The 26,581-nt window shown below is 63.8% G+C and carries 19 protein-coding genes; 11 read left to right on the forward strand and 8 right to left on the reverse strand.

Going from position 1 to position 26,581, the window contains the following annotated elements:
* The first annotated feature begins 81 nt into the window (after positions 1-81).
* The 8 genes from pdxR (at position 82) to P0D70_RS15370 (ending at position 10,223) form a co-directional block, all read left to right on the forward strand.
* Positions 82-1,554, forward strand: coding sequence for a MocR-like pyridoxine biosynthesis transcription factor PdxR (gene pdxR, locus P0D70_RS15335; protein ID WP_408185125.1), 1,473 nt, complete (start codon positions 82-84; stop codon positions 1,552-1,554).
* Positions 1,555-1,795: 241 nt separating this feature from the next.
* The gene (locus P0D70_RS15340; RefSeq protein WP_408185168.1) at positions 1,796-3,793 is read left to right on the forward strand and encodes a bifunctional 2',3'-cyclic-nucleotide 2'-phosphodiesterase/3'-nucleotidase; all 1,998 of its coding nucleotides are present in this window, start codon (positions 1,796-1,798) and stop codon (positions 3,791-3,793) included.
* Complete coding sequence (locus tag P0D70_RS15345; protein WP_408185126.1) at positions 3,790-4,545, forward strand: tetratricopeptide repeat protein; 756 nt, start codon at positions 3,790-3,792, stop codon at positions 4,543-4,545. The genes P0D70_RS15340 and P0D70_RS15345 overlap by 4 nt, the downstream gene beginning before the upstream one ends.
* 430 nt (positions 4,546-4,975) lie before the next feature.
* On the forward strand, positions 4,976-5,428 hold the full coding sequence (locus tag P0D70_RS15350; protein ID WP_007177969.1) for an HU family DNA-binding protein: 453 nt from the start codon (positions 4,976-4,978) through the stop codon (positions 5,426-5,428).
* Between the two features lie 403 nt (positions 5,429-5,831).
* Positions 5,832-7,241, forward strand: a complete 1,410-nt coding sequence (locus P0D70_RS15355) for a circularly permuted type 2 ATP-grasp protein (RefSeq protein ID WP_091807082.1) — start codon at positions 5,832-5,834, stop codon at positions 7,239-7,241.
* A 167-nt stretch (positions 7,242-7,408) separates the two neighbouring features.
* Positions 7,409-8,359, forward strand: a complete 951-nt coding sequence (locus P0D70_RS15360; RefSeq protein ID WP_408185127.1) for an alpha-E domain-containing protein — start codon at positions 7,409-7,411, stop codon at positions 8,357-8,359.
* Between the two features lie 12 nt (positions 8,360-8,371).
* On the forward strand, positions 8,372-9,184 hold the full coding sequence (locus P0D70_RS15365; RefSeq protein WP_408185128.1) for a transglutaminase family protein: 813 nt from the start codon (positions 8,372-8,374) through the stop codon (positions 9,182-9,184).
* A gap of 166 nt (positions 9,185-9,350) precedes the next feature.
* Positions 9,351-10,223 (forward strand): proteasome-type protease, encoded by an 873-nt coding sequence (locus P0D70_RS15370; RefSeq protein WP_091807085.1) that lies wholly within the window; start codon positions 9,351-9,353, stop codon positions 10,221-10,223.
* 280 nt (positions 10,224-10,503) lie between these two features.
* Here the strand turns inward: P0D70_RS15370 and P0D70_RS15375 are convergent, their stop codons facing one another.
* Positions 10,504-11,685, reverse strand: a complete 1,182-nt coding sequence (locus P0D70_RS15375; protein ID WP_408185129.1) for a porin — start codon at positions 11,683-11,685, stop codon at positions 10,504-10,506.
* 416 nt (positions 11,686-12,101) lie between these two features.
* Positions 12,102-13,430: a YihY/virulence factor BrkB family protein gene (locus P0D70_RS15380; RefSeq protein WP_091807087.1), complete on the reverse strand. Its 1,329-nt coding sequence runs from the start codon at positions 13,428-13,430 to the stop codon at positions 12,102-12,104.
* A gap of 215 nt (positions 13,431-13,645) precedes the next feature.
* Between P0D70_RS15380 and P0D70_RS15385 the strand changes: the two genes are divergently transcribed.
* On the forward strand, positions 13,646-14,185 hold the full coding sequence (locus P0D70_RS15385; RefSeq protein ID WP_408185169.1) for a YbaK/EbsC family protein: 540 nt from the start codon (positions 13,646-13,648) through the stop codon (positions 14,183-14,185).
* A 226-nt stretch (positions 14,186-14,411) separates the two neighbouring features.
* Positions 14,412-15,971, forward strand: coding sequence for a methyl-accepting chemotaxis protein (locus tag P0D70_RS15390; RefSeq protein ID WP_408185130.1), 1,560 nt, complete (start codon positions 14,412-14,414; stop codon positions 15,969-15,971).
* A gap of 35 nt (positions 15,972-16,006) precedes the next feature.
* Here P0D70_RS15390 and P0D70_RS15395 read toward each other — a convergent pair whose 3' ends face one another.
* The 3 genes from P0D70_RS15395 to P0D70_RS15405 form a co-directional block, all read right to left on the reverse strand.
* Entirely contained in the window at positions 16,007-17,494 is a 1,488-nt protein-coding gene (locus tag P0D70_RS15395) for a SulP family inorganic anion transporter (RefSeq protein ID WP_408185131.1), read from the reverse strand.
* A gap of 259 nt (positions 17,495-17,753) precedes the next feature.
* The gene (locus P0D70_RS15400) at positions 17,754-18,344 is read right to left on the reverse strand and encodes a BPSL1445 family SYLF domain-containing lipoprotein (RefSeq protein ID WP_091807092.1); all 591 of its coding nucleotides are present in this window, start codon (positions 18,342-18,344) and stop codon (positions 17,754-17,756) included.
* Positions 18,345-18,555: 211 nt separating this feature from the next.
* Positions 18,556-19,944, reverse strand: coding sequence for an FAD-binding oxidoreductase (locus tag P0D70_RS15405; RefSeq protein WP_408185132.1), 1,389 nt, complete (start codon positions 19,942-19,944; stop codon positions 18,556-18,558).
* Between the two features lie 196 nt (positions 19,945-20,140).
* Between P0D70_RS15405 and P0D70_RS15410 the strand changes: the two genes are divergently transcribed.
* On the forward strand, positions 20,141-20,323 hold the full coding sequence (locus P0D70_RS15410; RefSeq protein WP_408185133.1) for a hypothetical protein: 183 nt from the start codon (positions 20,141-20,143) through the stop codon (positions 20,321-20,323).
* An 889-nt stretch (positions 20,324-21,212) separates the two neighbouring features.
* Here the strand turns inward: P0D70_RS15410 and P0D70_RS15415 are convergent.
* From P0D70_RS15415 to P0D70_RS15425, 3 genes are all read right to left on the reverse strand, one after another.
* Positions 21,213-22,826: a hypothetical protein gene (locus tag P0D70_RS15415; protein ID WP_408185134.1), complete on the reverse strand. Its 1,614-nt coding sequence runs from the start codon at positions 22,824-22,826 to the stop codon at positions 21,213-21,215.
* Between the two features lie 231 nt (positions 22,827-23,057).
* A complete protein-coding gene (gene pdeM / locus P0D70_RS15420; protein WP_408185135.1) occupies positions 23,058-23,720 on the reverse strand; it encodes a ligase-associated DNA damage response endonuclease PdeM in 663 nt (220 codons plus the stop codon).
* Positions 23,717-26,359, reverse strand: a complete 2,643-nt coding sequence (locus tag P0D70_RS15425) for a ligase-associated DNA damage response DEXH box helicase (protein ID WP_408185136.1) — start codon at positions 26,357-26,359, stop codon at positions 23,717-23,719. The genes pdeM and P0D70_RS15425 overlap by 4 nt, the downstream gene beginning before the upstream one ends.
* Positions 26,360-26,581: the final 222 nt, after the last annotated feature.

A 26,581-nucleotide genomic window follows, 5' to 3' on the forward strand; every position in this document is an offset into this window, starting at 1 on the left:
TGCCGGCGACGGGGGTAAGCTTAGGACCGACATCGGTCTTTCGACTCAACCCTCTTCCGGATAGTTGAGGTAGCCACCCGGATGGAAATCCATATCGCGGTCCAAGGGCATCACGATCTGTCTGGACAGATCTATCGCCAGTTGCGCGCCGGCATCCTAGAAGGGCGCCTTGCCGGCGGCACGCGCCTGCCGTCCACGCGAGAACTCGCCACGCAACTGGGGGTGTCGCGCAAGACGACGCTCGACGTATTCGAGCGGCTGCTTTCCGAGGGTTATCTCAGCGCCCGAGCCGGCTCGGGCACTTTCGTCGCCGACGGCCTGGAGCGTCTGCCGGTGGAGCGCTCCTCGCATGCTAAGGCGGCGGATGTGTCGCGCGAGCGGGCCAAGGCGAAGGCCGCCGCGCGCGCCCAGCCGCTGTGGGACGAGATGCCCGAGCGCCTCGCGTTGCCGCGTCCTTCGGTAATGTCGCCGCAGGACTTCATAGGCGGCGCGACCGACAAGACGCTGTTCCCCTTCGACGTGTGGCGCCGCTGCGTGAATCGTGCGTTGCGTGCGCAAGCGCGCGGCCCCGGCACGTATCGCGACGCGGCCGGCGAGCAGGAGTTGCGTCTCGCGATCTCGCGCTATCTGGCCTTTAACCGCGCCGTGGCGAGCAACTGGGAAGACGTGATCGTGACGCAAGGCGCACAGCACGCGCTCGATCTGCTGGCTCGCGTCACGTTGCGTGCCGGCGACGTCGCGGCTATCGAAGACCCCGGTTATTCGCCCGCCCATGCCTGCCTGAAGGCCACAGGCGCGCGTGTGGTGCCCGTGCCGGTGGATGCGCAAGGGCTGATCGTGAGCAAGCTGCCGGACAAGGCGCGGCTCGTCTATCTGACGCCTTCACACCAGTTTCCGCTCGGCATGCCGATGAGTCTCGAGCGCCGCGTCGAGTTGCTCGAATGGGCGCAGAAGCGCGGCGCGGTGATCATCGAGGACGACTACGACTGCGAGTACCGTTTCGAAGGCCGGCCGATGGAGCCGCTCAAAAGCCTCGATCGCGCCGGGCTCGTGGCCTACGTAGGCACGTTTTCGAAGACGATCTTTCCCGAACTGCGGGTCGGTTACGTGGTGCCGCCGGCTTCGCTCTTCAATCCGCTTCTCAAGGCGCGCCAGATCGCCGACTGGCATGGCTGCACGCTCACGCAAACCGCGCTCGCGGCCTTCCTGCTCAACGGCGATTTCGCCAAGCACCTGCGGCGCATGCACAAGACCTATGCGGCGCGCCGTGCGGTGCTGCTCGATCATCTGCACGGCGGCCTCGCGCCCTGGTTCGAGCCGATCGTGCCCACGGCCGGCATCCACATGGCGGCGCACCTGAAAGCGCCGCTGACGGAGGAGGCCGTGGTTGGCGCGGCGCGTGAAGCCTCGATCGGATTGTATGGACTCGCACCGTTTTATTTGCGTGTGAAGGCGCGGCCCGGTCTGATTTTCGGCTACGGCAATATCGCGGTCGAGCATATCGACGCGGCGCTCACCAAGCTAGCCGGCATCCTGCCGCGGCTCGCGCAATAGGCACGCGAACCGCGCATACGGTTTACTCAAACCTATCTAATGCCCTACAAATCAGTGTCATAAACCCACCGTACGCTTGCGCCTCTGTAATTGTTTGTAATGCAAAGCCGGCCAGATGTGCCGGCATGACACGACGACAAACCGGAGGGCGGTAAGGATGCGAGTGACGTTCATGGCAGGCAAGCGGCTGCGCGCGCGAGGCGCGTTTGGCGCATGGGGAACCTTGGGGGCGCTGGGCGCAATGGGAATCGCCGCGGGTATCACGGCGTGCAGCAGCAGTGTCGACACGCCCGCGCCGCAAGTGGCGAATGGCACGACCGCGACGCTTGCGTTGCTGGAAACCACCGACATCCATACCAATCTGCTGAGTTACGACTACTACAAGCTGGCGGAAGACAAGTCGCTCGGTCTGGAGCGCACGGCGACGCTGATCGCGGCGGCGCGCAAGGAATTTCCCAATACCATGTTGCTCGACGACGGCGACACGATCCAGGGCACCGCGCTCGCCGACTATCAGGCGCAAGTCGCGCCGATCGATTGCAAGACCACGCTCGGTGTCTACAAGGTCATGAATCTGCTGAAGTACGACGCGGGCACGATCGGCAATCACGAATTCAACTACGGCCTGCCGTTTCTCGCGCAAGTGACGGGCAGCGCGTTCGACGTGCCGAACATGAGTCCGGTCGCCGCGCAGCCGGCATGCGCGGGGCCGAACTTTCCGCTGGTGCTCTCCAACGTGCTCGGCGCGAAATCGCAGCAGCCGATCTTCAAGCCGTACACGATCCTCGAACGCACGATCACGGCCACGACGCCCGACGGCAAGACCGTCAGCGCGCCGGTGAAGATCGGCGTGATCGGCTTCACGCCGCCCGCTATCATGGCGTGGGACAAGCGCTGGCTCGACGGCAACGTCTACACGCAAGGTCTTGTCGAAAGCGCGTCGAAGTACGTGCCGGAAATGAAGGCGAAGGGCGCGCAGATCATCGTGGCGATGTCGCACGGCGGGCTCGACAACTCAACCTATTCGCCTTCGATGGAAAACGGCAGCTACTACCTGTCCAAAGTGCCTGGCATCGACGCCATGTTGATTGGCCATTCGCATCAGGTTTTCCCAGATAAAAACAGCACGGTCACCCAATTCAACCTGCCGGGCGTGGACAAGGTGAAAGGCACCGTCAACGGCGTGCCGACCGTGATGGCGAATTTCTGGGGCAAACATCTCGGCGTGATCAAGCTCGCGCTGAACTTCACGAACGGCACGTGGACAGTGGACCGAAACGCGAGCACCGCGGAAGCCCGCTCGATCCAGAACGCGGATAAAAGCTACGTCGCCGTCGATCCGGCGGTCTCACAGGCGATCGCCGCCGAGCACGCCGCGACCATCAACTACGTGAAAACACCGATCGGCACGACCGACTTTCGCATGACCACGTACTTTGCCGATGTGGGCGACGTGTCGGCTATCGAAATCGTCAACCAGGCGCAGGCGGCCTACACGCAGGACTACATCAACGCGAATCTGCCGCAATATGCGGGCATTCCGGTGTTGTCGGTGAGCGCGCCGTTCAAGAGCGGCTTCGGCGGCGGCAACGATTTCACCGACGTCGCGCAAGGCAACGTGGCGATCAACAATGCCGCCGACCTTTATCTGTATCCGAACACGATCTATGCGGTGAAGGTGACGGGCGCCGACCTGAAGGCCTGGCTCGAAACCGCGGCCCAACGCTTCAACAAGATCGATCCGGCCAACACCGCGCCGCAGGCACTCGTCAGCACGTATCCCGGCTATAACTTCGACATGATCACGTCGAAGGATTTCAGCTACGAAATCGACGTGACGCAGGCTGTCGGCAGTCGCATTCGCAACCTGAAATATCAGGGCGCGGCGATCTCGGACACGCAGTCGTTCATCGTCGCGACCAACAACTATCGCGCGAGCGGTGGCGGAAATTTCCCTGGGCTCGACGGCAGCAAGACGATTTACGCGTCGCCGGATGCGAGCCGCGACGTGCTGATCGCCTATATCAAGAAAGTGCAGGCTATCAAGGCGGTCAGCAACGGCAGCGATCGTAGCTGGCGGTTTACGAAGGTGGCAACGGCCGGCCCGGTGACCTTCCTGTCGGCGCCGAACCTGGCGGCGCTCGCGCAGGCCAACGGCATTGCCAACGTCGCCCAGATTCAGGCCGACGACGGCACGGGCAAGGGACTCGCGGTCTACACCGTGAACCTCAACCAATGAACGCGCGGCTTTCTTTGGTGCTGGCGGTGGCCGTCGCCATCACAGCCGGCACGTTCGTCACGGTGGCCACGGTGGCCGCCACGCGCGTCTCCAACGTGCAGATCGACGACTGGCAGATGCAGGGCACGGCGACGCACGCGGCCTGGCCGCTGTGGCAGTTGCGCGTGACCTCGGCATTCGGCAACGCGGCGGCGCGCGAAGCGCTCGCGGACGTGCTCGTGAATTCCACGCGGCTCGACGAACGTCGCGAAGGCGTCGAGCTTTACCGGCAACTTGCGCTCGACGGCGCGCCGCGCGCTCAGGCGACGCTCGGGCATCTGCTATTGCGCGGGCTGCCCGGCATCGCGCCGGACTATGTGGAAAGCCGCCATTGGCTGACGCTGGCGGCATCGCATGATTCGCGCGACGCCCAGGTGGCCTACGATCTTGCAACGCTTTATCGCAATGGTTACGGCATGGTGCGTGACGCAAGCCTGGCGATTCGCTGGCTCGAACGGGCGGCGCAAGCGGGCCTGCCGCTCGCGCAGTTCCAGCTTGCCAACGAGTATCGCTTCGGCACGAGCTTGCCGCACGACGACGCGTTGGCGCTGCAATGGCTCACGCGCGCGGCCAATGCGGAGTTACCCGAAGCCAACCTCGCGCTGGCAATGGCCTATCGCAACGGCGAGCTTGGCCTCGCGCGCGACGAAAGCGAGTACTGGGCTCACGTGAAGGAAAGCGAACACGATCTGAAACACGTCAGCCGGCAGTAACCGTGCGCTGAAACCGGCCCGCGATTTTCTGTCGCAGGGCGAGATTGGTCGCCCCCTGCAATGTTTTTCGCTGCAGGGGGCGCGTTTTTTCCGCCGCGTGAAAGAGCATGGCGTGCGAGCCGCGAGGTCTTTTTTGCGATGACCGGACGATCCACCTTCTACTCTCCGATGCAGAAAGTGCCGTTATTCATGCATCGAAATGACTTGTAACGTACGTTACGTGTTCGTGTTGCCGAGCCCGCCTACGCACGTTTACCCGCTAAAACAAGCATCAAAATGTGTTGCGCAGTCTGCGCCGCGCAACAAACCTTCGCTGTTATACATAAAAGAGTCGCGCAAATCGTATTAGCGCTTGTAGAATCCGGCGTTGAAGCGTGCACATGTCGTGTGCGCTTCGTGCAATTCACTGACCACAACAGGTAGGAGAAACATGCCGACTTCCGCAAAAAAGGTGGCCAAGAAGGCTGCTGCCCCGGTACCGACCAAGAAGGTTGCTGCAAAGAAAGTTCCTGCGAAGAAGGCCGTCGCAGCTAAGAAGGTCGCCGTGAAGGCGTCCAGCGCTCCGTCGCCGATCAAGGACACCTTCACGAAGGCCTCGCTGGCTGCACACGTCGCTGAACGCGCTGCTGTGGAACCGAAGACCGCCAAGGCTGTTCTGGCCGCGCTCGAAGACACGATCCTCGGCGCCGTGCATAAGAAGGGTGCTGGCGAATTCACGCTGTCGGGTCTTCTGAAGATCGTCGTGCAAGCTGTGCCGGCGAAGAAGAAGCGCTTCGGCAAAGACCCGTTCTCGGGCGAAGAGCGTTGGTTCCCGGCCAAGCCGGCTAGCGTGCGCATCAAGGCACGTCCGCTGAAGAAGCTGAAGGACGCTGCTGCAGGCTGATCGCGTTTCACGCGTTGGCGTTGTATTTAACAATGGCTGACGCTTGAGACACCCGGCGGAAATTTCCGTCGGGACGATCCGTAGTGCATGTAGTCTGAAATCCCCGTGGGTGCGAATCCACGGGGATTTTTTATGCGCGTTCATGGCGTGTGCGAAGCCGGGCGCGAGCCCGAGGACTGTCCAAGTCACGCACCGCGGTGCTGCGTATGCACCGTACTAGCGCATCATGGGCCGCCGCAGTACGATGACAGCGGAGCCTTGCCGGCCGGGATGCGCTGTTCGCGTGCATGCACCGTGTTTAGTACGCGAAAAGCTCAATGGCATAGCGCTTGCTTGATCGATTGTCGAACACCGAATGCGCAGCGCATTCGCCTTCTATCCGACAACAAGAGCGGGGCGTGACATGCGATGCTATGACGAGATGCGTCATCATGACGATGCCGTGCGACCACACTACGCGCGCTTTGAGCGATGGCTGGTGGAGCAGGGCAACGAGGCGATCGCACGCAAGCGTGCGGAAGCCGATCTGCTGTTTCGCCGGGTCGGCATCACCTTCGCGGTGAACGGGGACTTGTCCGGCACCGAGCGGCTGATTCCCTTCGACCTGATTCCGCGCATCATTCCGCGCGGCGAATGGCAGACGCTGGAGGCCGGTTTGCGCCAGCGGGTGCAGGCGCTCAATCTGTTCATCCACGACGTCTATCACGATCGCAATATCGTGCGTGCCGGTATCGTGCCGGCCGAGCAGGTCTATACCAACGCGCAATATCGGCCTGAAATGCAGGGCGTGAATGTGCCGCTCGGTGTTTACGCGCATATCGCCGGTGTCGACGTGGTGCGCGCGGGCGACGAAGGCGAGTTCTACGTACTCGAAGACAATCTGCGAGTTCCGTCGGGCGTGTCCTATATGCTCGAAAACCGCAAGATGATGATGCGGCTTTTCCCTGAACTCTTCGTGCAGAACCGCATTGCGCCGGTCGCGCATTATCCCGATCTGCTGCTCGATACGCTGCGCTCGGTCGCGCCCGAAGGCGTCGACGATCCGGTCGTGGTGGTGCTCACGCCGGGCATGTACAACTCTGCGTATTTCGAGCACACCTTCCTCGCGCAGCAGATGGGCGTGGAACTGGTGGAAGGCAAAGATCTCTTCGTCGACGACAACTATGTGTTCATGCGCACCACGCAAGGGCCGAAGCGCGTCGATGTGATCTACCGCCGCGTCGACGACGATTTTCTCGACCCGCTCGCTTTCCGCAACGACTCGGCGCTCGGTGTGCCGGGTCTGCTGACCGCGTATCGCGCCGGGCGCGTGGCGCTCGCGAACGCCATGGGCACCGGTATCGCCGACGACAAATCGATCTACCCGTACGTGCCGGAAATGATCGAGTTTTACCTCGGCGAGAAGCCGATCCTCAACAACGTGCCCACGTTCCAGTGCCGCAAGCCCGACGATCTGGCCTACACGCTCGCGCATCTGCCGGAACTGGTGGTCAAGGAAGTGCATGGCGCGGGCGGATACGGCATGCTCGTCGGACCGGCTTCGACGAAAGCCGAAATCGAGGCGTTCCGTGAGCGTCTGATTGCGCGTCCGGCCGGCTATATCGCGCAGCCCACGTTGGCGCTTTCCGCGTGTCCGACGTTCGTCGAAAGCGGTATCGCGCCGCGCCATATCGACTTGCGCCCGTTCGTGCTGTCCGGCAAGACCGTCACGATGGTGGCCGGCGGACTCACGCGCGTGGCGTTGCAGGAGGGTTCGCTCGTCGTCAATTCGTCGCAGGGAGGCGGGACCAAAGATACATGGATGGTCGACTGACGCGGTTGCCGCTCGCGGTTGCAGATGTTTTCACGCAACCGCGCCTGCAACCCAGCGCGCCGGGGCGGCACGCAATACGCAATACGCACGCCGCCGGCGCATACGGATAACCAGCGCGAGCCTTTTACTTCGACAAGGTCTCGCGTCATCAGATACGGAACGCCGTCATGCTAAGCCGAACCGCCGATCACCTTTTCTGGATGGCCCGCTACATGGAGCGCGCGGAGAACACCGCCCGCATGCTCGACATCAACCTGAAGGCGCTGCTGTTGCCGCAGACGCCCGAACAGGAGGCGCGCGCGCAACGCTCGGTGCTGCGCATTTCCGAACTCGAAACCGCGTTCGCGCAGCGCTACGACGAACCGACCCGAGAACATGTGCTCGATTTCATGGTGGCGGATTCGACCAATCCGTCGAGCATCCACTCGTGTTTGCAGGCCGCGCGCGAAAACGCCCGCGCGGTGCGCGGCACGTTGACGACCGAGTGGTGGGAAACCATCAACGACACGTGGCTGGAATTCAACGAGCGCATTTCGTCCGGCCAGGCGGCGCACAATCCCGGCGCTTTGTTCGAATGGGTGAAGTTCCGCTCGCACCTCTCGCGTGGCGTGACGATCGGCACCGCGCTACAGGACGACGCGTTCTTCTTCACGCAGCTCGGCACTTATCTGGAGCGCGCCGACAACACCGCGCGGATTCTCGACGTGCGCTTTGCCGACGTCGAACCGAATTCACGCGACGCCGCGCGCCAGCTCGAAGATTTCTACTACTGGACGTCGATTCTGAGTTCGGTATCGGCGCTGGAGATCTATCGCAAGGTGTATCGCGACGTCGTCACGCCGGCACGCGTGGTCGAACTGATGATCCTGAATCAGCAGATGCCGCGTTCGCTGCTGGCGTCGCTCGAAGGCGTCTGTGCGAACCTCGCGATGCTGCGCACCTCGGGTTCGAACCAGTGCGAACGGTTCGCCGGCAAGCTGCGCGCCGAACTCGTGTACTCCGACATCCGGCAGATTTTCGAAGCCGGCCTGCACGCCTATCTGACGCAGTTCCTCGCTCGCGTGTTCGAGCTTGGCAATCTGGTTGCGCGTACCTACCTGATGCTGCCAGTCGCCTGACGGAGTTTTTTTATGTACCTGACGATCCGCCACGACACGTCCTATCGCTACGAAGCGACTGTCCATTATTCGATCCAGCAACTGCGGCTGACGCCGTCGAGCGGCGCCTCGCAGGTCGTGCGGCGCTGGAGCATCGACGCGCCGGGCAAGCTCGACGCGACCTTCGACGCTTACGGCAACGTGCTGCACACGCTGGTCATCAACAAGCCGCATAGCGAGATCCGTCTGCACGTGGCCGGCGAAGTGGACACGATCCCGCTGGTCGATGGCTATCTGCCCGACGCTGTCGGCCCGATTCCGCTCGAACATTTCACCTGCTCGACGCGGCTGACCGAGGTCGATGCCGCGGTGCGCGAACTGGCCGAATCGGTGCCGAACCTGGCGAACTCGGCGAACCTGATCGCGCTGTCCGAACAGATCGTGCAGCGTGTGAAGTACAACCCGGGCGTCACGGAAGTTACCAGCACGGCCGCTCAGGCGCTCGCGCTCGGCAACGGCGTGTGCCAGGACCACGCGCATCTGATGCTGGCGTGCTGCCGCGCGCGTGGCATTCCCGCGCGCTACGTGAGCGGCTATATCGAGCCGGGTGATGTGGAGCATGCCGCGAGCCACGCGTGGGTTGACGTCTGGCTCGAAGGCAAGGGCTGGATTTCCATCGACGTCACGCATGCCGCATTCGCCAGCGAAATCTACTGCCGCCTCGCCGTGGCGCGAGACTATGAGTCGGCTGCGCCGGTGCGCGGCCGGCGTATTGGCGGGCTGGAGGAACAGCTGAAAGTGTCCGTCATGGTCAGTGCGCAACAGCCGCAGCAACAGCCGCAATAGCAGGAAGAACGGGGCGGCGACCAGAGAGGCCGCTAGAGGCTCTGGTGAGCGCCAGGCCTCATAACCATTCAGATTGGGCCCCCAAGGCCGTTATACGGAATGGCGGCGCATGCGAGCCGCATTACAATAGCGCCGTTCAGTCGTTTTTTTGCGGGTACCTTTTCTTATGACCTATTGTGTCGCGATGTCCGTCGACGAAGGTCTCGTGTTCCTCTCGGACACGCGCACCAATGCGGGCGTCGATCACATCAGCACCGCGCGCAAGATGTCGGTGTTCGAGCAGCCCGGCGAGCGCATGCTCGTGCTGCTGGGCGCCGGCAATCTGTCGCTCACCCAGGCGGTGTTGCACGAGTTGTCGGAGCCTGCGGATCCGTCGCTGCCCACGCTCTGGAACGCGCCAACCATGGCCGACGCGGCCCGTGTGATCGGCCGCGCGGTGCGGTGCGTGCATCAGCGCGAGGCCGAGGCGCTGCAGGAATTCGGCGTCGACTTCAATTGCAGCTTCATTCTCGGCGGGCAGATCGCGGGCAACCGGCCGCGCCTGTTCATGATTTACGCGGCGGGCAATTTCATCGAGGCGTCGGCGGTGAACCCCTATTTCCAGATTGGCGAGGCCAAGTACGGCAAGCCGATCATCGACCGCGTGCTCACGCCCTCCACGCCGCTCGACGAAGCCGCCAAGTGCGCGCTCGTCTCCATGGACTCGACGCTGCGCTCGAACCTGTCGGTGGGATTGCCCCTCGATCTGCTGGTCTACCAGAAGGACGCGCTGCGGGTCACGCGCTTCGTCTCGATCGATCAGGACAACGCGTACTTCGAGATGATTCACCGCACCTGGGGCGAGCGATTGCGCCAGGTGTTCGGCGAGATTCCCGACCCGGACTGGCAGGATTCGCCGAACGTGCCGTTGCTGCAACGCGAGCGGGCACTGGTGCTGTATCGCGCGCCGGTCGGCGCGGATGGCATCGAGCATGAACTCGACGCGAGGCCCGCGCAGACGTTGGCGCAGGCCGAGAAGGGCAAGTCGCAGCGCAAATAGGCTGCTGGCGTATGACCCGCTTCCGCTGGCTTGGGCGGGAGACGCAACATGGCGAGGCCGCCAGCAGCCCCAACCGGCTGCTGGCGGCCTTTTTTTGCCTCAACCGGCGTGGATCGGCCGCGCATCTGACGAGCGGGGCATCCACGAGTATGTGATCGATCGCGCTGACGCGGCACGCGTGCCGGCGTCACTGGGGCCAGGGCGAAAAAAAACCAGCCACAGGCTTTCGCCTGTGGCTGGTCTTCAACTGCGTGTTGCTTCAGCAGTCCGTCAAGTTCGATTAGAACTTGTGGCGGATGCCCAGGCTGACCAGCTCTTGCGAGCTGGAAGCCGAGTTGTAGCCGTACGAACCGATTGCAGCGCCTGCGTCGACCAGCGTGCCGGCCGAGGTGCGTTGCTGGCCGCTTGCGTGCTGATATGCGCCAACTAGGTAGATGTCCGTGCGCTTCGACAGGTTGTAGTCGCCGCCCAGGGAAACCTGGTGATACGTTGCGCTCGAATCGCCGCTAGCCTTCGTGTAGGTGTAGCCCACGCCAACCAGCATGGCCGGCGTTGCCTGGTAACCCAGGTATGCGCCACCGACGTTGTACTTCTCGGTCGAACCGAAGCCCGAGTTTGCGTCCGGCTTGTACTGTGCGTTGCTGTAACGCAGGTTAGCCGTGAACGGGCCTGCGACGTATTGCACAGCGACCGAAGCGATGCCGATCGACTTGGCTGCCGCGTACGCGCCGTTGACCTGGTTGTCGAACGTGCCGTCCGACGTGCTGCCATTCCAGCCCACCGAGCCTGCCGACGTGCGGCTAGCCAGCGTGTTGCCGTTGTCCATGCGGAAGTAGCCAGCAGCAACGCTGAACGGGCCCGTTGCGTACGTTGCAGCGCCCGACCACGATTGACCCGAACCCGTTGCACCAGCCACGCCGCCCAGAGCGTACATGCCTTCGAACTGGAAGCCGCCCCACACCGGCGAGGTGTACTTGATGGCGCTGCTCGTGCGCGAGGAGTTGTCGTTGTTGTCGACGTCGCCCGGCGTGGTGAAGGTCGAACCGAAGTAGTTGTCAGCCGTCAGCGGCTGAACCAGGTCGACGAGCGGGTCGTATTGACGACCCAGCGTGAACGTACCCCATTGGTCGCCCGTCAGGCCGACGTAGGCTTGACGACCGAACATCTTGCCACCTTGACCCAGCTTGCCGTTGTTGATGTCAAAGCCGTTTTCCAATTGGAAAATCGCCTTCAGACCGCCGCCGAGATCTTCGGTGCCTTTCAAGCCGAAGCGATTGCCTTGCAGGTTGCCGCCAACCAGGCCGACCTGGTTCGAGTTCTTGCCCGAAGCGTCAACCGTGTTGTGTGCGTACTGGATCGATTCATCGATCAAACCGTACAGGGTCACGCTGCTTTGAGCATGAGCGACGCCAGTGACGCTCAGGAGCGCCAGCGAGAGGGTAGACAGCGCGATTCGTTTCATCCATTTCTCCACGCAGATGATTAGTTTGTTGTTGCGGGAAGGAGAATAGCGCAGGAGGTCTACCGGCTAGAACTGGAAAAAAAAGACTGTCTCCAAAAACTGACAACTCGCGCAAAGCCTTGTATTTAAAGCGCCTTAACGATTATTTCCGTTTCAGCAACATTTAATCGTTGACCAAGCATTATTGTTGTTTTGTTGACAGTGACGGCTCTGGCACCTTCACTTTCGACACTTATTTGAAGGTCTGTCGTAAGAAACTCGTCTACTTTTTTGGGGCGCTTTGTAGGAAACACGTAAAAATTTCGATGCATTTCGCTTGACGCACGCGCTGGACAGGTCTCTCCCGCTGTGGTCAGGCGCACCACGCTGGCGCATAGGCGGAGCACGCGGCGCGGGGCGGATTGCAACCGCGTGGCCTAGGGATTCGGGTCGCGTTCGCCGTTGCTGCGCCGCGCGACCGTTGCCGCAGTCAGCCCGGCAGCGGCGGCGAACAGCACCGAAGTCCACGGGTGCCGCCTCACGTAGCGATCCGCCGCAACGGCTTTGCGACCGGCCTCGATCAGCGCGACGGCGGCGATGCGAGTGGCTTGCGCCTCGGCCGATACGACAGTCCTGCCGAGTTTGACCGCCGTCGCGCGTGCCGACTTCTTGTTACTCGCTCGAGCTCGAAGCGCCGCTGCCGGCGTCGCGCCGGTCAGCGTGCCGGATGTCGCGTCAGACTGGACGCACGCGAGCGCGGCGTCGCTCGAAGCGGTGCGCTCACGCGCGACTTGCGGCGCGGCTTCCGCGGCGACCGTCGATGCCGCCAGCACCGACGCCAGCTTGGCGCGGCTGCCGGGCGGCGTGTCGTCCTGCATGCCCCAGCCTCCGCGCGGATCGAGCATACGTCCGCGCGCCGCTGAAAACTCCGCGCCGAGCAGCAGCACGGCGGCGGAGAAATACAGCCACATCAACAACACGGCGAGGGAGCCGGCCGCGCCGAACGAACTTGCCATCCCGGCGTGCGCGATATAGAGCGCGAACAGCTTTTTGCCCGCCGAAAACAGCACCGCGGCAACGATCCCGCCCACGAACGCATCGCGCCAGCGCACGCGAGCGTCCGGCAGGAACTTGAGCAGGCCGGCGAACGCAAAGGCCAGCACCAGCAGGCCGACGCCGAGTTGGAGCAGGTTGCCGATCACCACATACGGCGAGTCGCCCCACAGCCACTTGCCGATGAAGGTAATGACCGTGTCGAGCACCAGCGAAACGATCAGCAGGAACGCGACGCCGAGCACCAGGCCGAACGAGATCAGGCGCACACGCACCAGCGCGATCACGCTCGATGACCGTGGCCCCGTATACGGCCACACTATATTGAGCGCGCTATTGAGCGACGAAAAGGTGGCCGAAGCGCCGATCGCCAGCATCGTGAACGAAATGATTGCCGCAATGCCGCCGGCGCTGCCGCTGTGATGGGCATTTTCGACGATGGTTTGCACGCCCGCGGCAGCCTGGTCGCCGAGCAATCCGTGAATGTGGTCGAACAATTCGCCGCGCGCGGCTTCTGCGCCGAAGAACCAGCCGGCCACGGCGATCACCATCACCAGCGTCGGCGCAAGCGAAAACGCGGCATAGAAGGCGATGCTTGCCGCCATGGCCGCGCAGCGGTCTTCGGCAAACTGTTTGAAGGCGCCGATGGCCCAGTTGGCCTGCTTGCGGGCCACCAATTGCAGGTTCTCGGCGGAAAGCGTGTCGATGTCCATGGTCGTGTTTCTCAAAAGGTACAGGCGCCGCGCGCGTCAGGCGGTTGGGCGGGGGCGAACCGTTGAGGCAGCCTTGACGCAGTCTTCGCGTGAAAGCCTTCCGCAAACCTTGTGCCTGTCACTATAACAAGCGGCCGCGGCATGCGCGGACCCCGCGCACCTCGAGCGGGGCGTGCCGTTAGAATGCCGAGGGATCCCCATACACTTTGCTCGCTATGCACTCGCACGAACTCGTACAGCAGTTGGACATCATTCCCGCCGAACAATTGGGCGCGCATCTACCTGCGCATGTCGTCGAGCAATTGCCGGCCCAAGGCGTGACGGTTTTCTCCGTCACCGACGACGCTTCGGATACCGCCGAATTCAGCGCGCGTTACGGCTTCGGCCTAGAAGACTGCGCGAACACGATCGTGATCCGATACAAGAAAGAGGGCGCCGAGCATTACGCGGCGCTGGTCTCGCTGGGTTCGCTGCGCCTCGACATCAACGGCGCGGTGAAGGCGGCGTTGGGCGCGCAGCGGCTTTCGTTCGCCAAGCGGGAAGCGGCCGTCGAGCATAGCGGCATGGAGTTTGGCGGTATCACGGCCTTCGGCTTGCCGGCCGACTGGCGCGTTCTCGTCGACGCCGCCGTCATGGAGCGAACCCAAGTCGTCATGGGCGCTGGCGTGCGGGCCGCCAAGCTGTTGCTGGCGCCCGATGTATTGCGTCAGTGGCCGCGCTGCGAAGTCGCCGCGCTGACGCTGCCGGCGGAGTAACGCCTCACCCGGCCCGCGTGCACGAAATCGGATCGGCAGACGGCGCCGCCGCGTCGAGCATATCGTGAGCAGCGCCGGCAAAGTGCATGCATTGGCCCGGCGGCTGCCGCCGATTGGCCAAGCCTGAAGTTTTCCCTCGCTCCGCCGTTAATCCTGAAGATGGACATGAATCGCCGGGGCGTCCGCCTTGGCGGCGCGTCGACAAACAAGTACAAGGGATACGGAGATGGAACGGTTTCGCCTGAAGGTGCGGCTTTGGCTCGCACTAGCGGTAATGTGCATGGGTATTCTGGCAATCGGCCTGTGGGGCGCGTTCAAGACACGCGACACGATGATCGCCGACCGCCAGGCCGAACTGAAGAGCGTGGTCAGCGTCGCGTACAGCGTGCTGGACCGCTATAACGGCCTGGTCGCCTCGGGCGCCGTGCCGCTCGCCGACGCGCAACGCTCGGCGATGGCCGATCTGCGCGCGATGCGCTACGACGGCGCCGGTGGCTATCTCGTGATCGAAGACGCGCAGGCCCGTGTGCTCATGCACGGCGTGCGTGCCGACCTCGAAGGCAAGGACATGAGCGGCTTCACCGACCCGCAAGGGCGCCACGTATTCAAGGACGGCTCCGATCTCGCCCAGCGCGAAGGCGAAGGCTTCATCCACCTGCAGTTCCTGAAGCCCGGCTCCAACCAGATGGCGCCGAAGGTCAACTACGTGCGCCTCTACAAACCATGGGCCTGGACGATCGTCACCGGCGTATTCACCGACGATATCGACGCTGCGTTCTACACGACGCTGATCCAGTACGTGGGCGCCGCGCTGATGCTGTGTCTGGTGGTGTCGCTCGTGATCGGCGTGATCCTGCGCAGTATCTTGCGGCAACTCGGCGGCGAACCGGCCTACGCGGCGCAGATCGCCGCGCGCATCGCCGACGGCGAGCTCGACCTGGTCGTCGAAACGAAGGCGGGCGACGAAGCCAGCCTGCTCGCCGCCATGCGGCGCATGCAGCAGCGCCTCGCGCAAGCGATCGCGCAGATTCGCGGCGGCGCGACGCTGATCTCGACGGTGTCCAACGAAATTGCCGCCGGCAACGCGGATCTGTCGCGCCGGACCGAACAACAGGCCACGGCGCTCGGCGAAACCGCGTCGAGCATGGAGCAGATCACCGCGACCGTGAAGCAGAACGCCGACAACGCGAAGCAAGCGAGCCAGCTCGCGCATAACGCATCGGAGACAGCAGCGCGCGGCGGCGAAGTGGTCGGTCAGGTGGTCGAGACGATGCGCGGCATTTCGCAGTCGTCGCATCGGATTGGCGACATCATCGGCGTGATCGAAGGCATTGCGTTTCAGACCAACATTCTCGCCTTGAACGCGGCCGTCGAAGCGGCGCGCGCCGGTGAGGAAGGGCGTGGCTTCGCGGTGGTGGCGGGCGAAGTGCGCAGCCTCGCACAACGCAGCGCGGCGGCGGCCAAGGAGATCAAGGCGCTGATCGAAGAGTCGGCCGCGCAGATCGAAGGCGGCTCGCAGTACGTGAGCCGCGCCGGCGAGACCATGCAGGAAGTCGTGCAGGCGGTGCGTCGCGTGACGGACATCATGGGCGAGATCAGCGCGGCTTCGGTGGAGCAAAGCTCGGGCATCGAGCAGGTCAACATCGCGGTGGCGAGCATGGATCAGACGACCCAGCAAAACGCGGCGCTGGTGGAGGAGGCGAGTGCGTCCGCGGATGTGCTCAAAGCGCAGACCGGCCAGCTTAGCGCGGCAATCGCCGTATTCACGCTACCGGAAGGCCGCTGACCGAAAGCCCGCCGTTGGGCGAGGCGGGCACGTCGTCACGCCAATGCGATACCGGCGCGGCTCAGCAGACGCTGGTTGCGCTCGGACAGATTCTTCATGCGCAATTGTTTGCCGGCTTTTCGATAGCGCTCGACGAGGCCTTGCAGCGCCGCGAGCGCGGAATGGTCGGCCAGCAGCAGATCGCGGCAGTCCACTGTGACGCGCTCGGGATCTTGCAGCGGGTCGAACAGCTCATGAAAACGGGCGGTCGACGCGAAAAACAGCGTGCCGCGCGGCGTGTAGATCTTGTCGCCGGCGCGATCTTCGACATGCGCATGAATTTCGCGGGCGTGCTGCCACGCGAAATTGAGCGCGGCGATCACGATGCCGCACAGCACGGCGATCGCCAGATCGGAAAACACGGTGATGATGGTGACCGCCACGATCACCAGCGCGTCGTTGCGCGGCACCTTGCCCAGCACCCGCAGCGAGCCCCATGCGAAAGTCTGCTGCGCCACCACGAACATCACGCCGACCAGCGCCGCCAGCGGAATGCGCTCGATCAACGGCGACAGGAACAGGATGTACATCAGGATCATCACGCCGCTGACGATCCCCGACAGACGCGAACGGCCGCCCGAATTGAGATTGATCATCGTCTGGCCGATCATCGCGCAGCCGCCCATGCCGCCGAACAGACCCGAGGCGATATTCGCGGCGCCGAGCGCGAGGCATTCACGGTTCGGCTGGCCGCGCGTTTCGGTGATCTCGTCGGTCAGATTGAACGTGAGCAGCGTTTCCAGCAGACCGACGATCGCCATCAGCACCGCGTAGGGCAGCACCACATGCAGTGTCTCAAGATTCAGCGGGACCTCCGGCATGCGCGAAAGCGGCAGGCCGCCCGCAATATGCGCCATGTCGCCGAGCGTGCGCGTGGGCAGGTGCAGCAACTGCGTGAACAGGCCGACGCCGACGATCGCCACCAAAGCAGGCGGCGCCGCACGCGTGAGCCGCGGCAGCAGATAGACGATCGCCATGGTCAGCGCGACGAGTCCGCTCATCATCAGCAACGCGCTGCCGTGCAGCCATTGTTCGCCTTCTGGCGTGCTTTGCCTGAAATGCGCGAGCTGCGCGGTCGCGATGACGATCGCGAGCCCGTTGACGAAACCGAGCATGACCGGATGCGGCACCATGCGGATCAGTTTGCCGAGCCGCAGCGCGCCGAACAGCACCATCAGGATGCCGCTGAGGATCACGGTGGCGAGCAGATATTGCGCACCGTGTTGCACGACGAGCGCCACGATCACTACCGCCATCGAACCGGCGGCACCGGAAATCATGCCGGGCCGTCCGCCGAACAGGGCCGTGATGGTGCAGATGAAGAACGCGCCGTACAGACCCATCAAGGGATTGAGGTGGGCGACCAGCGCGAAGGCGATGCATTCCGGCACCAGCGCGAAAGACGAGGTCAGTCCTGCGAGGACATTGCTTTTGATATCGGGCAGCGCGGCCAGCCGGCCGTGAGTGGGACGAGCGGTGTTCATCTTCAGCGGGGAGGGAGTCCGGGCAAACGGCGTGCGTAGACGCGAAACGCGCGAATTCGGACAGGTGAATGTCTCGGCCTGAAGCGCGGCAATGGCCGGGCAAGATGGCGAAAAGGCTGGATTTTACAGCAGGGCAGTCAAACTCACCGGTGAGGGGCGCGGTGAGGTGGCGGTGGCGCGCAGGGGTGGTCGCGCATCGAGCCCAAAGAAAAACGCCACGCAGCCGGCGAGACGGCTGCGTGGCGATTGGGCCGCGCGCTTAAATCATCAGGCGCGAGACTTTGGTGCCTTCGAGCGATACGCCGGCCATCAAGCCGCCGTTCGTCAGGACAAAGGCTTCGACCGGGCTGGTGGCGGTCGACGTGTCGACCGCGCCGTTCGCGCCAACCTTCAGCACGGCAACCGTTGCGTCCGCGCCGGCGGCCCAGCCCTGGCTGCCGAGGAATTTGTCGAGCGCCTCTTGCGTCATGAACAGGAACACGAGCGCCTTGGACTGCGCGCCGATCTGCAAACCGAACGAGCCCGCAGCGGTGCTGTAATAGCCGGCCGTGCGGCCTGCCACGCGCAGCGCGCCTTCGCCGTATTGGCCGCCAACCCAGAAGCCTGCCGAGATCACGGACGGGAACACCAGCACACCACGCGCTTTTGCCACCAGTTCGCGCGAACCGGTAACGTTGGCGTACAAACGCGAAAGCGTCGAATCGATCCCCGCGTTGATGGTGTCGCGCTTGCCGGCGTTGGCGGCAGGCGATGCGCTCGAGGACGGCGACGTCGTCGTGCAGCCGGCGAGGCCAAGGCCCGCCGAGGCAAGAGCGGCGCTGGTCGTCATGATGAATTGTCGTCTGCGCATGATTGTTTTCCTTATGCGTTATTTACGTTATGGAGGCTGCGTTCTCGTTTCCAGTCGAGTGGTCGTATCGTGACGCAGGGCGTGCCGTGCGTCGGTTGCTAACCAGCATTTAGCGTGCCTGCCCCCGTGTTTTAGCAGGCGCGGCGTGCCGGACCCGCACGCACGGGGAAACGGCACGCGATTCGCGCGCCGTTTCCCCGTGCTGCTATGACTACGCCGATGGCCGGATGTTCTGATTGCAGCGGAACAGGTTGCGCGGATCGTAGCGGTTTTTTACAGTCACCAGCCGTTCGTAGTTCGCTCCGTACGCCTCGGCGACGCGGCCGCCTTCTTCCTGCGTCATGAAATTGACGTAGACGCTGCCCAGCGCAAACGGCGCCGCCGCGTCGAAGAACGCGCGAGCCCAGCCGATGCAGCGCTCGTCGTCGCTCGCATCGTCCCAGCGGCCGTGCACGTTCATCGCGTACAGCGTGTCGCGGCTCGAATAGGCGGTGGCTTCGACAGGCACGCGCTGGGTCTGCGCGCCGATCTGTCCGAAGAAAATCTCGCATTGCGGCGACGGCAGGTTGTCGATCGCGCCGAGCAGCGCGTCGATGAGCCCGTCCTGAATCTCGCCGAGGTTGTGCGATTTCCAGTAGTTGCGCGCGCCCGGCGTGAGCAGCGGGTCGAACGCCTGTTGCCACGCGACATACGGCATCGGGCCGAGATGTTCGCCGAGCGGCGTTCCGAATGCGCGGACCGATTCCACCACGGATGGCCCGTTTTCGACGGGGCCGTTGTAGCACATCGCGAACACGATCACCGGCTTGCCGTGCACTTCGGGCGGCAGAAACGGCAGCGGCGGCGCGAGCCGCAGCACGGCCCACACGCTCAGTTCCTCCGGCATGGCGGCGTTCGCCGCGCGGTACTTGAGCAGGGCGTCCCGCGCCTGAGCGAGCGGCAGGACGACAAGGCCGCCGTAGACCAGCGGTCCAACCGGATGCAGCGCGAACTCGAACCGCGTGACGACGCCGAAATTGCCGCCGCCGCCGCGAATGGCCCAGAACAGATCTTCATGCGAAGCGGCGCTCGCAGTGAGGAATTCGCCCTCTGCGGTCACGACGTCGGCCGAAACCAGATTGTCCACCGTCATGCCATATCTGCGGCTCAGCCAGCCGAAACCGCCGCCGAGCGTCAGGCCCGCGACGCCGGTGGTCGAGTTGATTCCGAGCGGAGTGGCGAGCCCGAACGCCTGCGCTTCATGGTCGAAATCGTGCAGCGTCGCGCCCGGTTCAACAGACGCGCGCCGTGCCGCGGGATCGATGCGCACCGATTTCATCTGCGTCAGGTCGAGCACTACACCGTCGTCGCACAATGCGCTGCCGCCAATGTTGTGGCCGCCGCCGCGAATCGCGAGCGGCAGGCCGTTGTCGCGCGCGAAGGCCACGCCCTGGCGAACGTCGGCTACGCCTGCGCAACGCAAGATGATTGCCGGATGCCGGTCGATCATCGCATTCCAGATGCTGCGCGCCTGATCGAAGTTCGGGTCGCCGGGCAGCAGCACCTGGCCCCGGATGGCGGTTTTCAATTCGTCGACGGCGCTGCTGGACACATTAACCATGGCTCATCTCCTGAGATAGTGGAAGACGCTCGCAGAACACTATTCAGCTGCCGAGAGCAAATCGGAAGTGTCCTGAAAGGTTGTTTTGCGTCCAGTAAACGAGCCTGCCCCCTGAAGTCAAACAAAGGTAAACCCGCGTTTCTTACCGATTGTCCGCGAGGGCTCGCGCGACAGGCATCCGCGGGAGCCGCCGGCGATGATGCTCGGTTCGATCCCGTGGATGGTGGAAATGCTTCGGAAAAAGATGCTGCCAGGAAGTGTTGGTTATGCGGTGGCGTGGTGGTTGCGCAGCGACACTTTCTGGATTGGCACTCATCGCGATGAGCTGGCATTTCGTTCTCTTGGCGGTTTGCGACCAGGGGCACGGTTTTTAATCTGATGTTTTTAGTGCCTCGCTGAATCGCCAGGCAGCCGTTCCGCCGATTAAAAAACACGGGGTGTGTTGTCTGTGTGATTGCCCTCACACCCACCTCGACAGTCGCTCTTTTATGTTCGGGGAAGTTCGGGGACTCACATAGCATTTCTTCTCGGCGTTCTGAGGGCAACGATCGTGTCGGTTTAATTCGTCCTGTGAGTATGTCAACGCTGGTGATAATAATAGTTGGGAGTGCGTATCGGATGGCATGATTTCCCGGGCCTTAATAAATAGCGGTAATTGACGATCTTTGACAATCCGGACACGCAATTAATCGCAAATGCGCCGTGGATGTCGCATTGCGTGGTCTAGCGCACGGTGACTGAACAGTGCTCCGCATAACTTCAACGTCCATCAGACCCAGCTGTGTCATTTGAAAATCAGTGCGTACACAGCCAATCGTTTTTCTCGAAACACGTTGAATCGGACCGGGGTTTTCCGCGAGAGAAATGCCGGACGTCATGCGGTTTCAGCGTGACGCGAGGTAATGGCGAGTGGGTTTTGAAGTTTCATTTTTAACAGTGAACAGAGATTCACTCGTTATCCAGGCCGGTCTTTCAAGAGATATAGTTAGGAGAATGAAATGAAAAAGCAAAACGGGGACGTGCTGGCGTTGGGGACGCGCCGGGCTGTATTTGCAGTTGCCGTGAGTTTGTATGCGGCGATGGCGGGTGCGCAGACGAATCAGGCGGTGACTGCGGCACCGTCGGCCGGGCCGGGGAAGATCATGATTGCGCAAGCGTTGCCGATTGATTGTTCGTCGTTCGACACACTTGGTTGCAAGGAGGAAAGCGCTGACCTCGTAACCTCTGGCGGAATTGGAATCGCCGCAGCTGCGGAAGGGTTCGGATCGCTATCGGCTGCGGGCTTGCAAGGCGGCGGAAATGGGAACTCGTCGGGAGGGGCTGCGGCTGCGGGCAATGGCGGCGGGAATGGTGGCAATGCGGCGAGCGGCGGGAATGGCGGGACTAACTCCGGCGCGGCGGGGCTTGGTGCTGGGAGTACGGGTAGCGGCAGCGGTGGGAAGGGCGGCGCGGGATCGGGAGGCGGGACTAATAGTGGTGGGACGGGTAGCGGGGGAACCGGGAGCGGTGGGACTGGTAGCGGTGGGACGGGTAGCGGCGGAACCGGGAGTGGTGGAACCGGGAGTGGTGGAACCGGGAGTGGTGGAACTGGTAGCGGCGGAACTGGCGGTGGTGGGACCGGTAGTGGCGGAACTGGCAGTGGTGGGACCGGTAGCGGCGGAACTGGCAGTGGTGGGACGGGAAGCGGCGGAACTGGCAGTGGTGGGACCGGTAGTGGCGGAACTGGCAGTGGTGGAACTGGTGGCGGAGGAGCCGGTAGCGGTGGAACGGGAAGCGGCGGAACCGGCACAGGCGGTGACGGCGGAAATGGTGGCGGCACCGGTGGCCATGGTGACGGTGGCCACGGCGATGGCGGCCATGGTGACGCTGGTCATGGCGATGGCGGCCATGGTGACGGTGGTCATGGCGATGGCGGCCATGGTGACGGTGGTCATGGCGATGGCGGTCATGGCGATGGCGGCCATGGTGACGGTGGTCATGGCAATGGCGGCCATGGTGATGGTGGCCATGGTGATGGTGGTCACGGCGATAGCGGCCATGGTGACGGTGGTCATGGCGATGGCGGCCATGGAGACGGTGGCCATGGTGACGGTGGCCATGGCGATGGCGGCCATGGAGTCGGCGGCCACGGCGATGGTGGCAAAGGCGGAAGCGGCCCCGGCGCGGGCGGTTCCGGCAACGGTGGCCATGGAGACGGCGGCCACGGCGATGGTGGCAAAGGCGGAAACGGCCCCGGCGCAGGCGGCTCCGGCAATGGTGGTCACGGAGACGGCGGCCACGGTGATGGTGGCAAAGGCGGAAGCGGTCCTGGCGCAGGCGGCTCCGGCAACGGTGGCCATGGAGATGGCGGCCATGGAGACGGCGGCCACGGCGGAAGCGGCCCTGGCGCAGGTGGCTCCGGCAACGGTGGTCACGGCGACGGCGGCCATGGCGGAAACGGCCCCGGCGCAGGCGGCTCCGGCAACGGCGGCCACGGAGACGGCGGCCACGGAGACGGGGGCAAAGGCGGAAACGGCCCTGGCGCAGGCGGCTCCGGCAACGGTGGTCACGGAGACGGCGGCCACGGCGACGGTGGCAAAGGCGGAAGCGGCCCCGGTGCAGGCGGCTCCGGCAACGGTGGTCACGGAGACGGTGGCCACGGCGACGGTGGCAAAGGCGGAAGCGGCCCTGGCGCGGGCGGCCCCGGCAACGGTGGTCACGGAGACGGCGGCCACGGCGACGGTGGCCACGGCGGAAGCGGCCCTGGCGCAGGCGGCTCCGGCAACGGCGGTCACGGAGACGGCGGCCACGGCGACGGTGGCAAAGGCGGAAACGGCCCGGGCTCCGGCAACGGAGGCCAAGGCCACGGCGGCGGCTTCGGCGGCGGCTTCGGCTCGGGCCACGGCGGCGGCTTCGGCTCAGGCCATGGCGGTGGCTACGGCGGAGGAGGAGGAGGCCACGGCGGCGGCAACGGCGGCAGCCACTAACGGCGCTGCATTCGCTAATCGGATGGGGGCCGGGCGTCCGGCCTCCATCCGGCACCACGCGGAGCGAGCGAACGAACAACCCCCGTCCGCTCGCTCCAACCCGCACCTTCCACGAGCCACCCGCTCAAGAAACCCGAACCCAAAAATTCATCGCACCACTTCGATCAGCCTCTCCTGCACCACCAGAAAAACCTTCTCCCCGGCCACGCGCCCATCTTCACGCGTTCCGCCCGTAAAGCTCCCGAACGCAGGCAACACACCACACTCCACCCCGAACCGGAAACACGGAACCCGCACTGAATCGCGGCGAGTCGCAATCCTGTACACCGGATGCACATGCCCCGCGAGCGCATACGCACCTTCGACTTTCTGCGGGTGATGACACAACGCCCACGGCCCGATTCGCCAAGGCTCCTGAACATACTCGACGCCGAGCGTCGCCGGCAGCGCACCGGCGTGCCGGTCGTGATTCCCCTCGACCAGCACCACCCTCAGCCCGGCATGCCGCGCGCGCCAGCCGTGCAATGCTTCGAGCGTTTCCCGGGCATGCGCCTCGCGCGCATGCAGCAGATCGCCGAGAAACACGAGCGTGGCCGGCTCGAACTCGGCAATCAGAATATCCAGGCGCATCAGATTGTCGGCGGTCGAACCAATCGGCACAGGAATGCCGCGTGCGCGAAACACGGCGTCCTTGCCGAAATGCGCATCGGCGACGAAGAGACACCGCAGCGCCGGATCAAAAGCCGCGCGCAAGCTCGACAGCACGAGAGAATGCCCGGCGATTTCCACCGCCATTGAAGCCGGCTTCATGTGCGGGCCGCCTTCTCGAGTTCGGCCAGCATCCGCTCCACGCGGTCCGCGAGCTTCTCCGTGCTGACCTTTTCCCGCAAGCGTCCGACAATCAACGGAAATGCAAACGGCGTTGGCTTTTTCGGGCGCGTGATGACCACGCGGCTCGCGTTCATGCGTTCGAGCGCGGTTCGAATGCGCCGGGCGTCGAGTTCCTGCAGGAGCACTTCGTCGTCGGCCTGGTTGAGCAGCAGATTGCCGCGATCGTGACTGCGAAAGATTTCATAGAAGAGCCCACTCGACGCCTGCAACTGCCGCGCGCTTTTCTGCTGCCCGGGGTGGCCCTGAAACACGAGTCCCGACACGCGCGCAATCTCGCGAAAGCGGCGCATGGAGAGTTCCGAAGAATTGAGACTCGCAAGAATGTCGTGATCCAGATCATCAGGCGAGAGCAGACCGTTTTCGAGTTTCTCCGCCCAATCGAATGGTTGCGCGGACAACAGCTCGAAGCCGTAGTCGTTCATCGAAATGGAAAACGTACCCGGATTTTCACGAGCAATGCGCCATGCGAGCAATGCGCCCAATCCGATGTGCGCCGTTCGCCCCGCAAACGGATAGCAAAAGAAATGATGTCCTTCGCGCGATTTCACCAACTCCACCACCAGTACACCCGGCTCGGGCAATGCCGACCACTTTTGCTGCAATTCGAGCAGCGGCCGCACGGCGCGCATTTCGGGTTCGTCGTAGATGCCGCCGGCGGCGCGCGCGAGCATCGTGAGCGTGGCGTCGGCGAGTTCGGAGGAAAGCGGCATGCGACTGCCCGCCCATTGCGGCATGGCTCCGCGCGATGACGTGGCGCGCCGAACCCATGCGGTCATATCCTGTACGCGAATCAATTCGAGTGCGCGTCCGCCAAAGGTGAAAATATCGCCGGGCTTAAGCCGTGAAATAAACGATTCCTCGATCGCGCCGATCCGGCCGCCCGAGAGATAGGCGACATTCAAGGTGCCATTCGCGACGATCGTGCCGATGTTGTTGCGATGCCTTCGCACCAGATCCTCGCGCGGCACGCGGTACAGCCCATCGCGTTCGCGCACCACGCGATGGTAGTCGGGATAGGCGCGCAACGCCGTGCCACCGCCTTCCACGAAGCCGAGAGCCCAGTCGAACTCAGCCTGCGTCAATTGCCGGTAGGCGTAGGTGCTGCGAATTTCGCCGTACAGTTCGCGTGCGTCGAATCCACCGCCGATCGCCACGGTGACGAGGTGCTGCACGAGTACGTCGAACGGTTTCTCAGGCGTCTCGCGACCTTCTATCTGACGCTTCTCGACGGCCTCGCGCGCGGCGGCGGCTTCGACGAGTTCGAGCGCATGCGTCGGCACGATTGTCACCCGGGAAGGACGTCCCGGCGCGTGACCCGACCGGCCCGCACGCTGCATCAAGCGCGCGACACCCTTGGGCGAGCCGATCTGGAACACGCGCTCCACCGGCAGAAAATCGACGCCCAGATCGAGGCTCGATGTACACACAACCACTTTTAGCTGACCGCTCTTGAGGCCATGTTCGACCCATTCACGCACTTCCTGATCGAGCGAGCCGTGATGCAGCGCGATCAGGCCCGCCCACTCCGGCCGTGCTTCGAGCAGCGCCTGATACCACACCTCGCATTGCGAGCGTGTGTTGGTGAACACGAGCGAGGTTCGGGCTTCGCCGATCGCCTCGGCAACGGCGCCGACCTGGCGCATGCCCACGTGGCCGCCCCACGGAAAGCGCTCGATGGTCTCGGGAATGACGGTATCGACGATCAGCGCTTTAGGCAGCGCGCCATGCACACTGGCGCGGGGTGTTTTCACGGGCGCGAGCAAGACATCGGCGGCGAAGGGCAGATTGCCGAGCGTCGCCGACAAGCCCCATACCTGCAATTCAGGCCGCCAATGGGCGAGACGCGCAAGCGCAAGTTGCGTCTGCGTGCCGCGCTTGTTGCCGAGCAACTCATGCCATTCGTCGACGATTACCAGCCGCACGTGCGCCAGCACGTCGCGTGCATCGGGGCGCGTGAGGATGAGCGAAAGGCTTTCCGGCGTCGTGACCAGTGCGGACGGCATGCGCCGATTCTGTCGCGCGCGTTCGGCAGACGACGTATCGCCTGTGCGCAGCCCGACGCTCCACGGCACGGCCAGTTCCGCCGCCGAACTTTGCAAGGCGCGCGCGGTGTCCGCGGCGAGCGCGCGCATTGGCGTAATCCATAACACGGTGAGCGGTTCTGGCTGCGTGCGGGGCGCGCGGCTGCGAGTGCTTGGGGACGCGGCGAAGGCGGCCAGCGCGCCGAACCAGACAGCCCAGGTTTTACCTGCACCGGTGGTGGCGTGCAGCAAACCGCTCGCACCGCGGCCGATTTCCTGCCAGACCTCGCGTTGAAACTCGAATGGCTGCCAGCGGCGCGCCTCGAACCAGGCGGTGAGTTTGTCGGCGAAGGGACGGCGCGCGGCGGTTTCGTCGATGGCAAAAGGTAACGGCTCGAACACCGGCTCGCGCGCGTCGAGCCGCGCCTGTTGTTCGCGGCTGCGCGGAATCCGGCGCGGCCGGGGAGCGCGGCGCCGCTCAGGTGGAGTGGGAGGGGGCGGGATCGCGCTTTCGTCGGAATCAGCCGGCTCGGTCATCGGAAGCGCTCTTTAGCATTGAATCGCGTGTTGGCAAACGGCTCGAATGGGATTTAGTGTGTGGACCGCCGAACCGGGCTGGTGGTTCACAATAGAATCTTCTCAGTTACGCGCCGTTCCGCCCTTGTGCAAATGGCGAGGCTTTGGCTGATCGCCGCTGCGGCGATACGCGACTAATCGACGAAGACGCCTTTCGCCGATCAGCCGCGCGGTGGTCGTGCT

Origin of the sequence: Paraburkholderia sp. RL17-381-BIF-C, assembly GCF_046026435.1 — a bacterium.
GTDB lineage: Bacteria > Pseudomonadota > Gammaproteobacteria > Burkholderiales > Burkholderiaceae > Paraburkholderia.

Excerpts from the sequence above, each read along its gene's own strand:
- pdxR (WP_408185125.1), top strand. The coding sequence starts at position 82 with ATGGAAATCCATATCGCGGTCCAAGGGCATCACGATCTGTCTGGACAG.
- P0D70_RS15340 (WP_408185168.1), top strand. The coding sequence starts at position 1,796 with ATGGGAATCGCCGCGGGTATCACGGCGTGCAGCAGCAGTGTCGACACG.
- P0D70_RS15345 (WP_408185126.1), top strand. The coding sequence starts at position 3,790 with ATGAACGCGCGGCTTTCTTTGGTGCTGGCGGTGGCCGTCGCCATCACA.
- P0D70_RS15350 (WP_007177969.1), top strand. The coding sequence starts at position 4,976 with ATGCCGACTTCCGCAAAAAAGGTGGCCAAGAAGGCTGCTGCCCCGGTA.
- P0D70_RS15355 (WP_091807082.1), top strand. The coding sequence starts at position 5,832 with ATGCGATGCTATGACGAGATGCGTCATCATGACGATGCCGTGCGACCA.
- P0D70_RS15360 (WP_408185127.1), top strand. The coding sequence starts at position 7,409 with ATGCTAAGCCGAACCGCCGATCACCTTTTCTGGATGGCCCGCTACATG.
- P0D70_RS15365 (WP_408185128.1), top strand. The coding sequence starts at position 8,372 with ATGTACCTGACGATCCGCCACGACACGTCCTATCGCTACGAAGCGACT.
- P0D70_RS15370 (WP_091807085.1), top strand. The coding sequence starts at position 9,351 with ATGACCTATTGTGTCGCGATGTCCGTCGACGAAGGTCTCGTGTTCCTC.
- P0D70_RS15375 (WP_408185129.1), bottom strand. The coding sequence starts at position 11,685 with ATGAAACGAATCGCGCTGTCTACCCTCTCGCTGGCGCTCCTGAGCGTC.
- P0D70_RS15380 (WP_091807087.1), bottom strand. The coding sequence starts at position 13,430 with ATGGACATCGACACGCTTTCCGCCGAGAACCTGCAATTGGTGGCCCGC.
- P0D70_RS15385 (WP_408185169.1), top strand. The coding sequence starts at position 13,646 with ATGCACTCGCACGAACTCGTACAGCAGTTGGACATCATTCCCGCCGAA.
- P0D70_RS15390 (WP_408185130.1), top strand. The coding sequence starts at position 14,412 with ATGGAACGGTTTCGCCTGAAGGTGCGGCTTTGGCTCGCACTAGCGGTA.
- P0D70_RS15395 (WP_408185131.1), bottom strand. The coding sequence starts at position 17,494 with ATGAACACCGCTCGTCCCACTCACGGCCGGCTGGCCGCGCTGCCCGAT.
- P0D70_RS15400 (WP_091807092.1), bottom strand. The coding sequence starts at position 18,344 with ATGCGCAGACGACAATTCATCATGACGACCAGCGCCGCTCTTGCCTCG.
- P0D70_RS15405 (WP_408185132.1), bottom strand. The coding sequence starts at position 19,944 with ATGGTTAATGTGTCCAGCAGCGCCGTCGACGAATTGAAAACCGCCATC.
- P0D70_RS15410 (WP_408185133.1), top strand. The coding sequence starts at position 20,141 with ATGATGCTCGGTTCGATCCCGTGGATGGTGGAAATGCTTCGGAAAAAG.
- pdeM (WP_408185135.1), bottom strand. The coding sequence starts at position 23,720 with ATGAAGCCGGCTTCAATGGCGGTGGAAATCGCCGGGCATTCTCTCGTG.
- P0D70_RS15425 (WP_408185136.1), bottom strand. The coding sequence starts at position 26,359 with ATGACCGAGCCGGCTGATTCCGACGAAAGCGCGATCCCGCCCCCTCCC.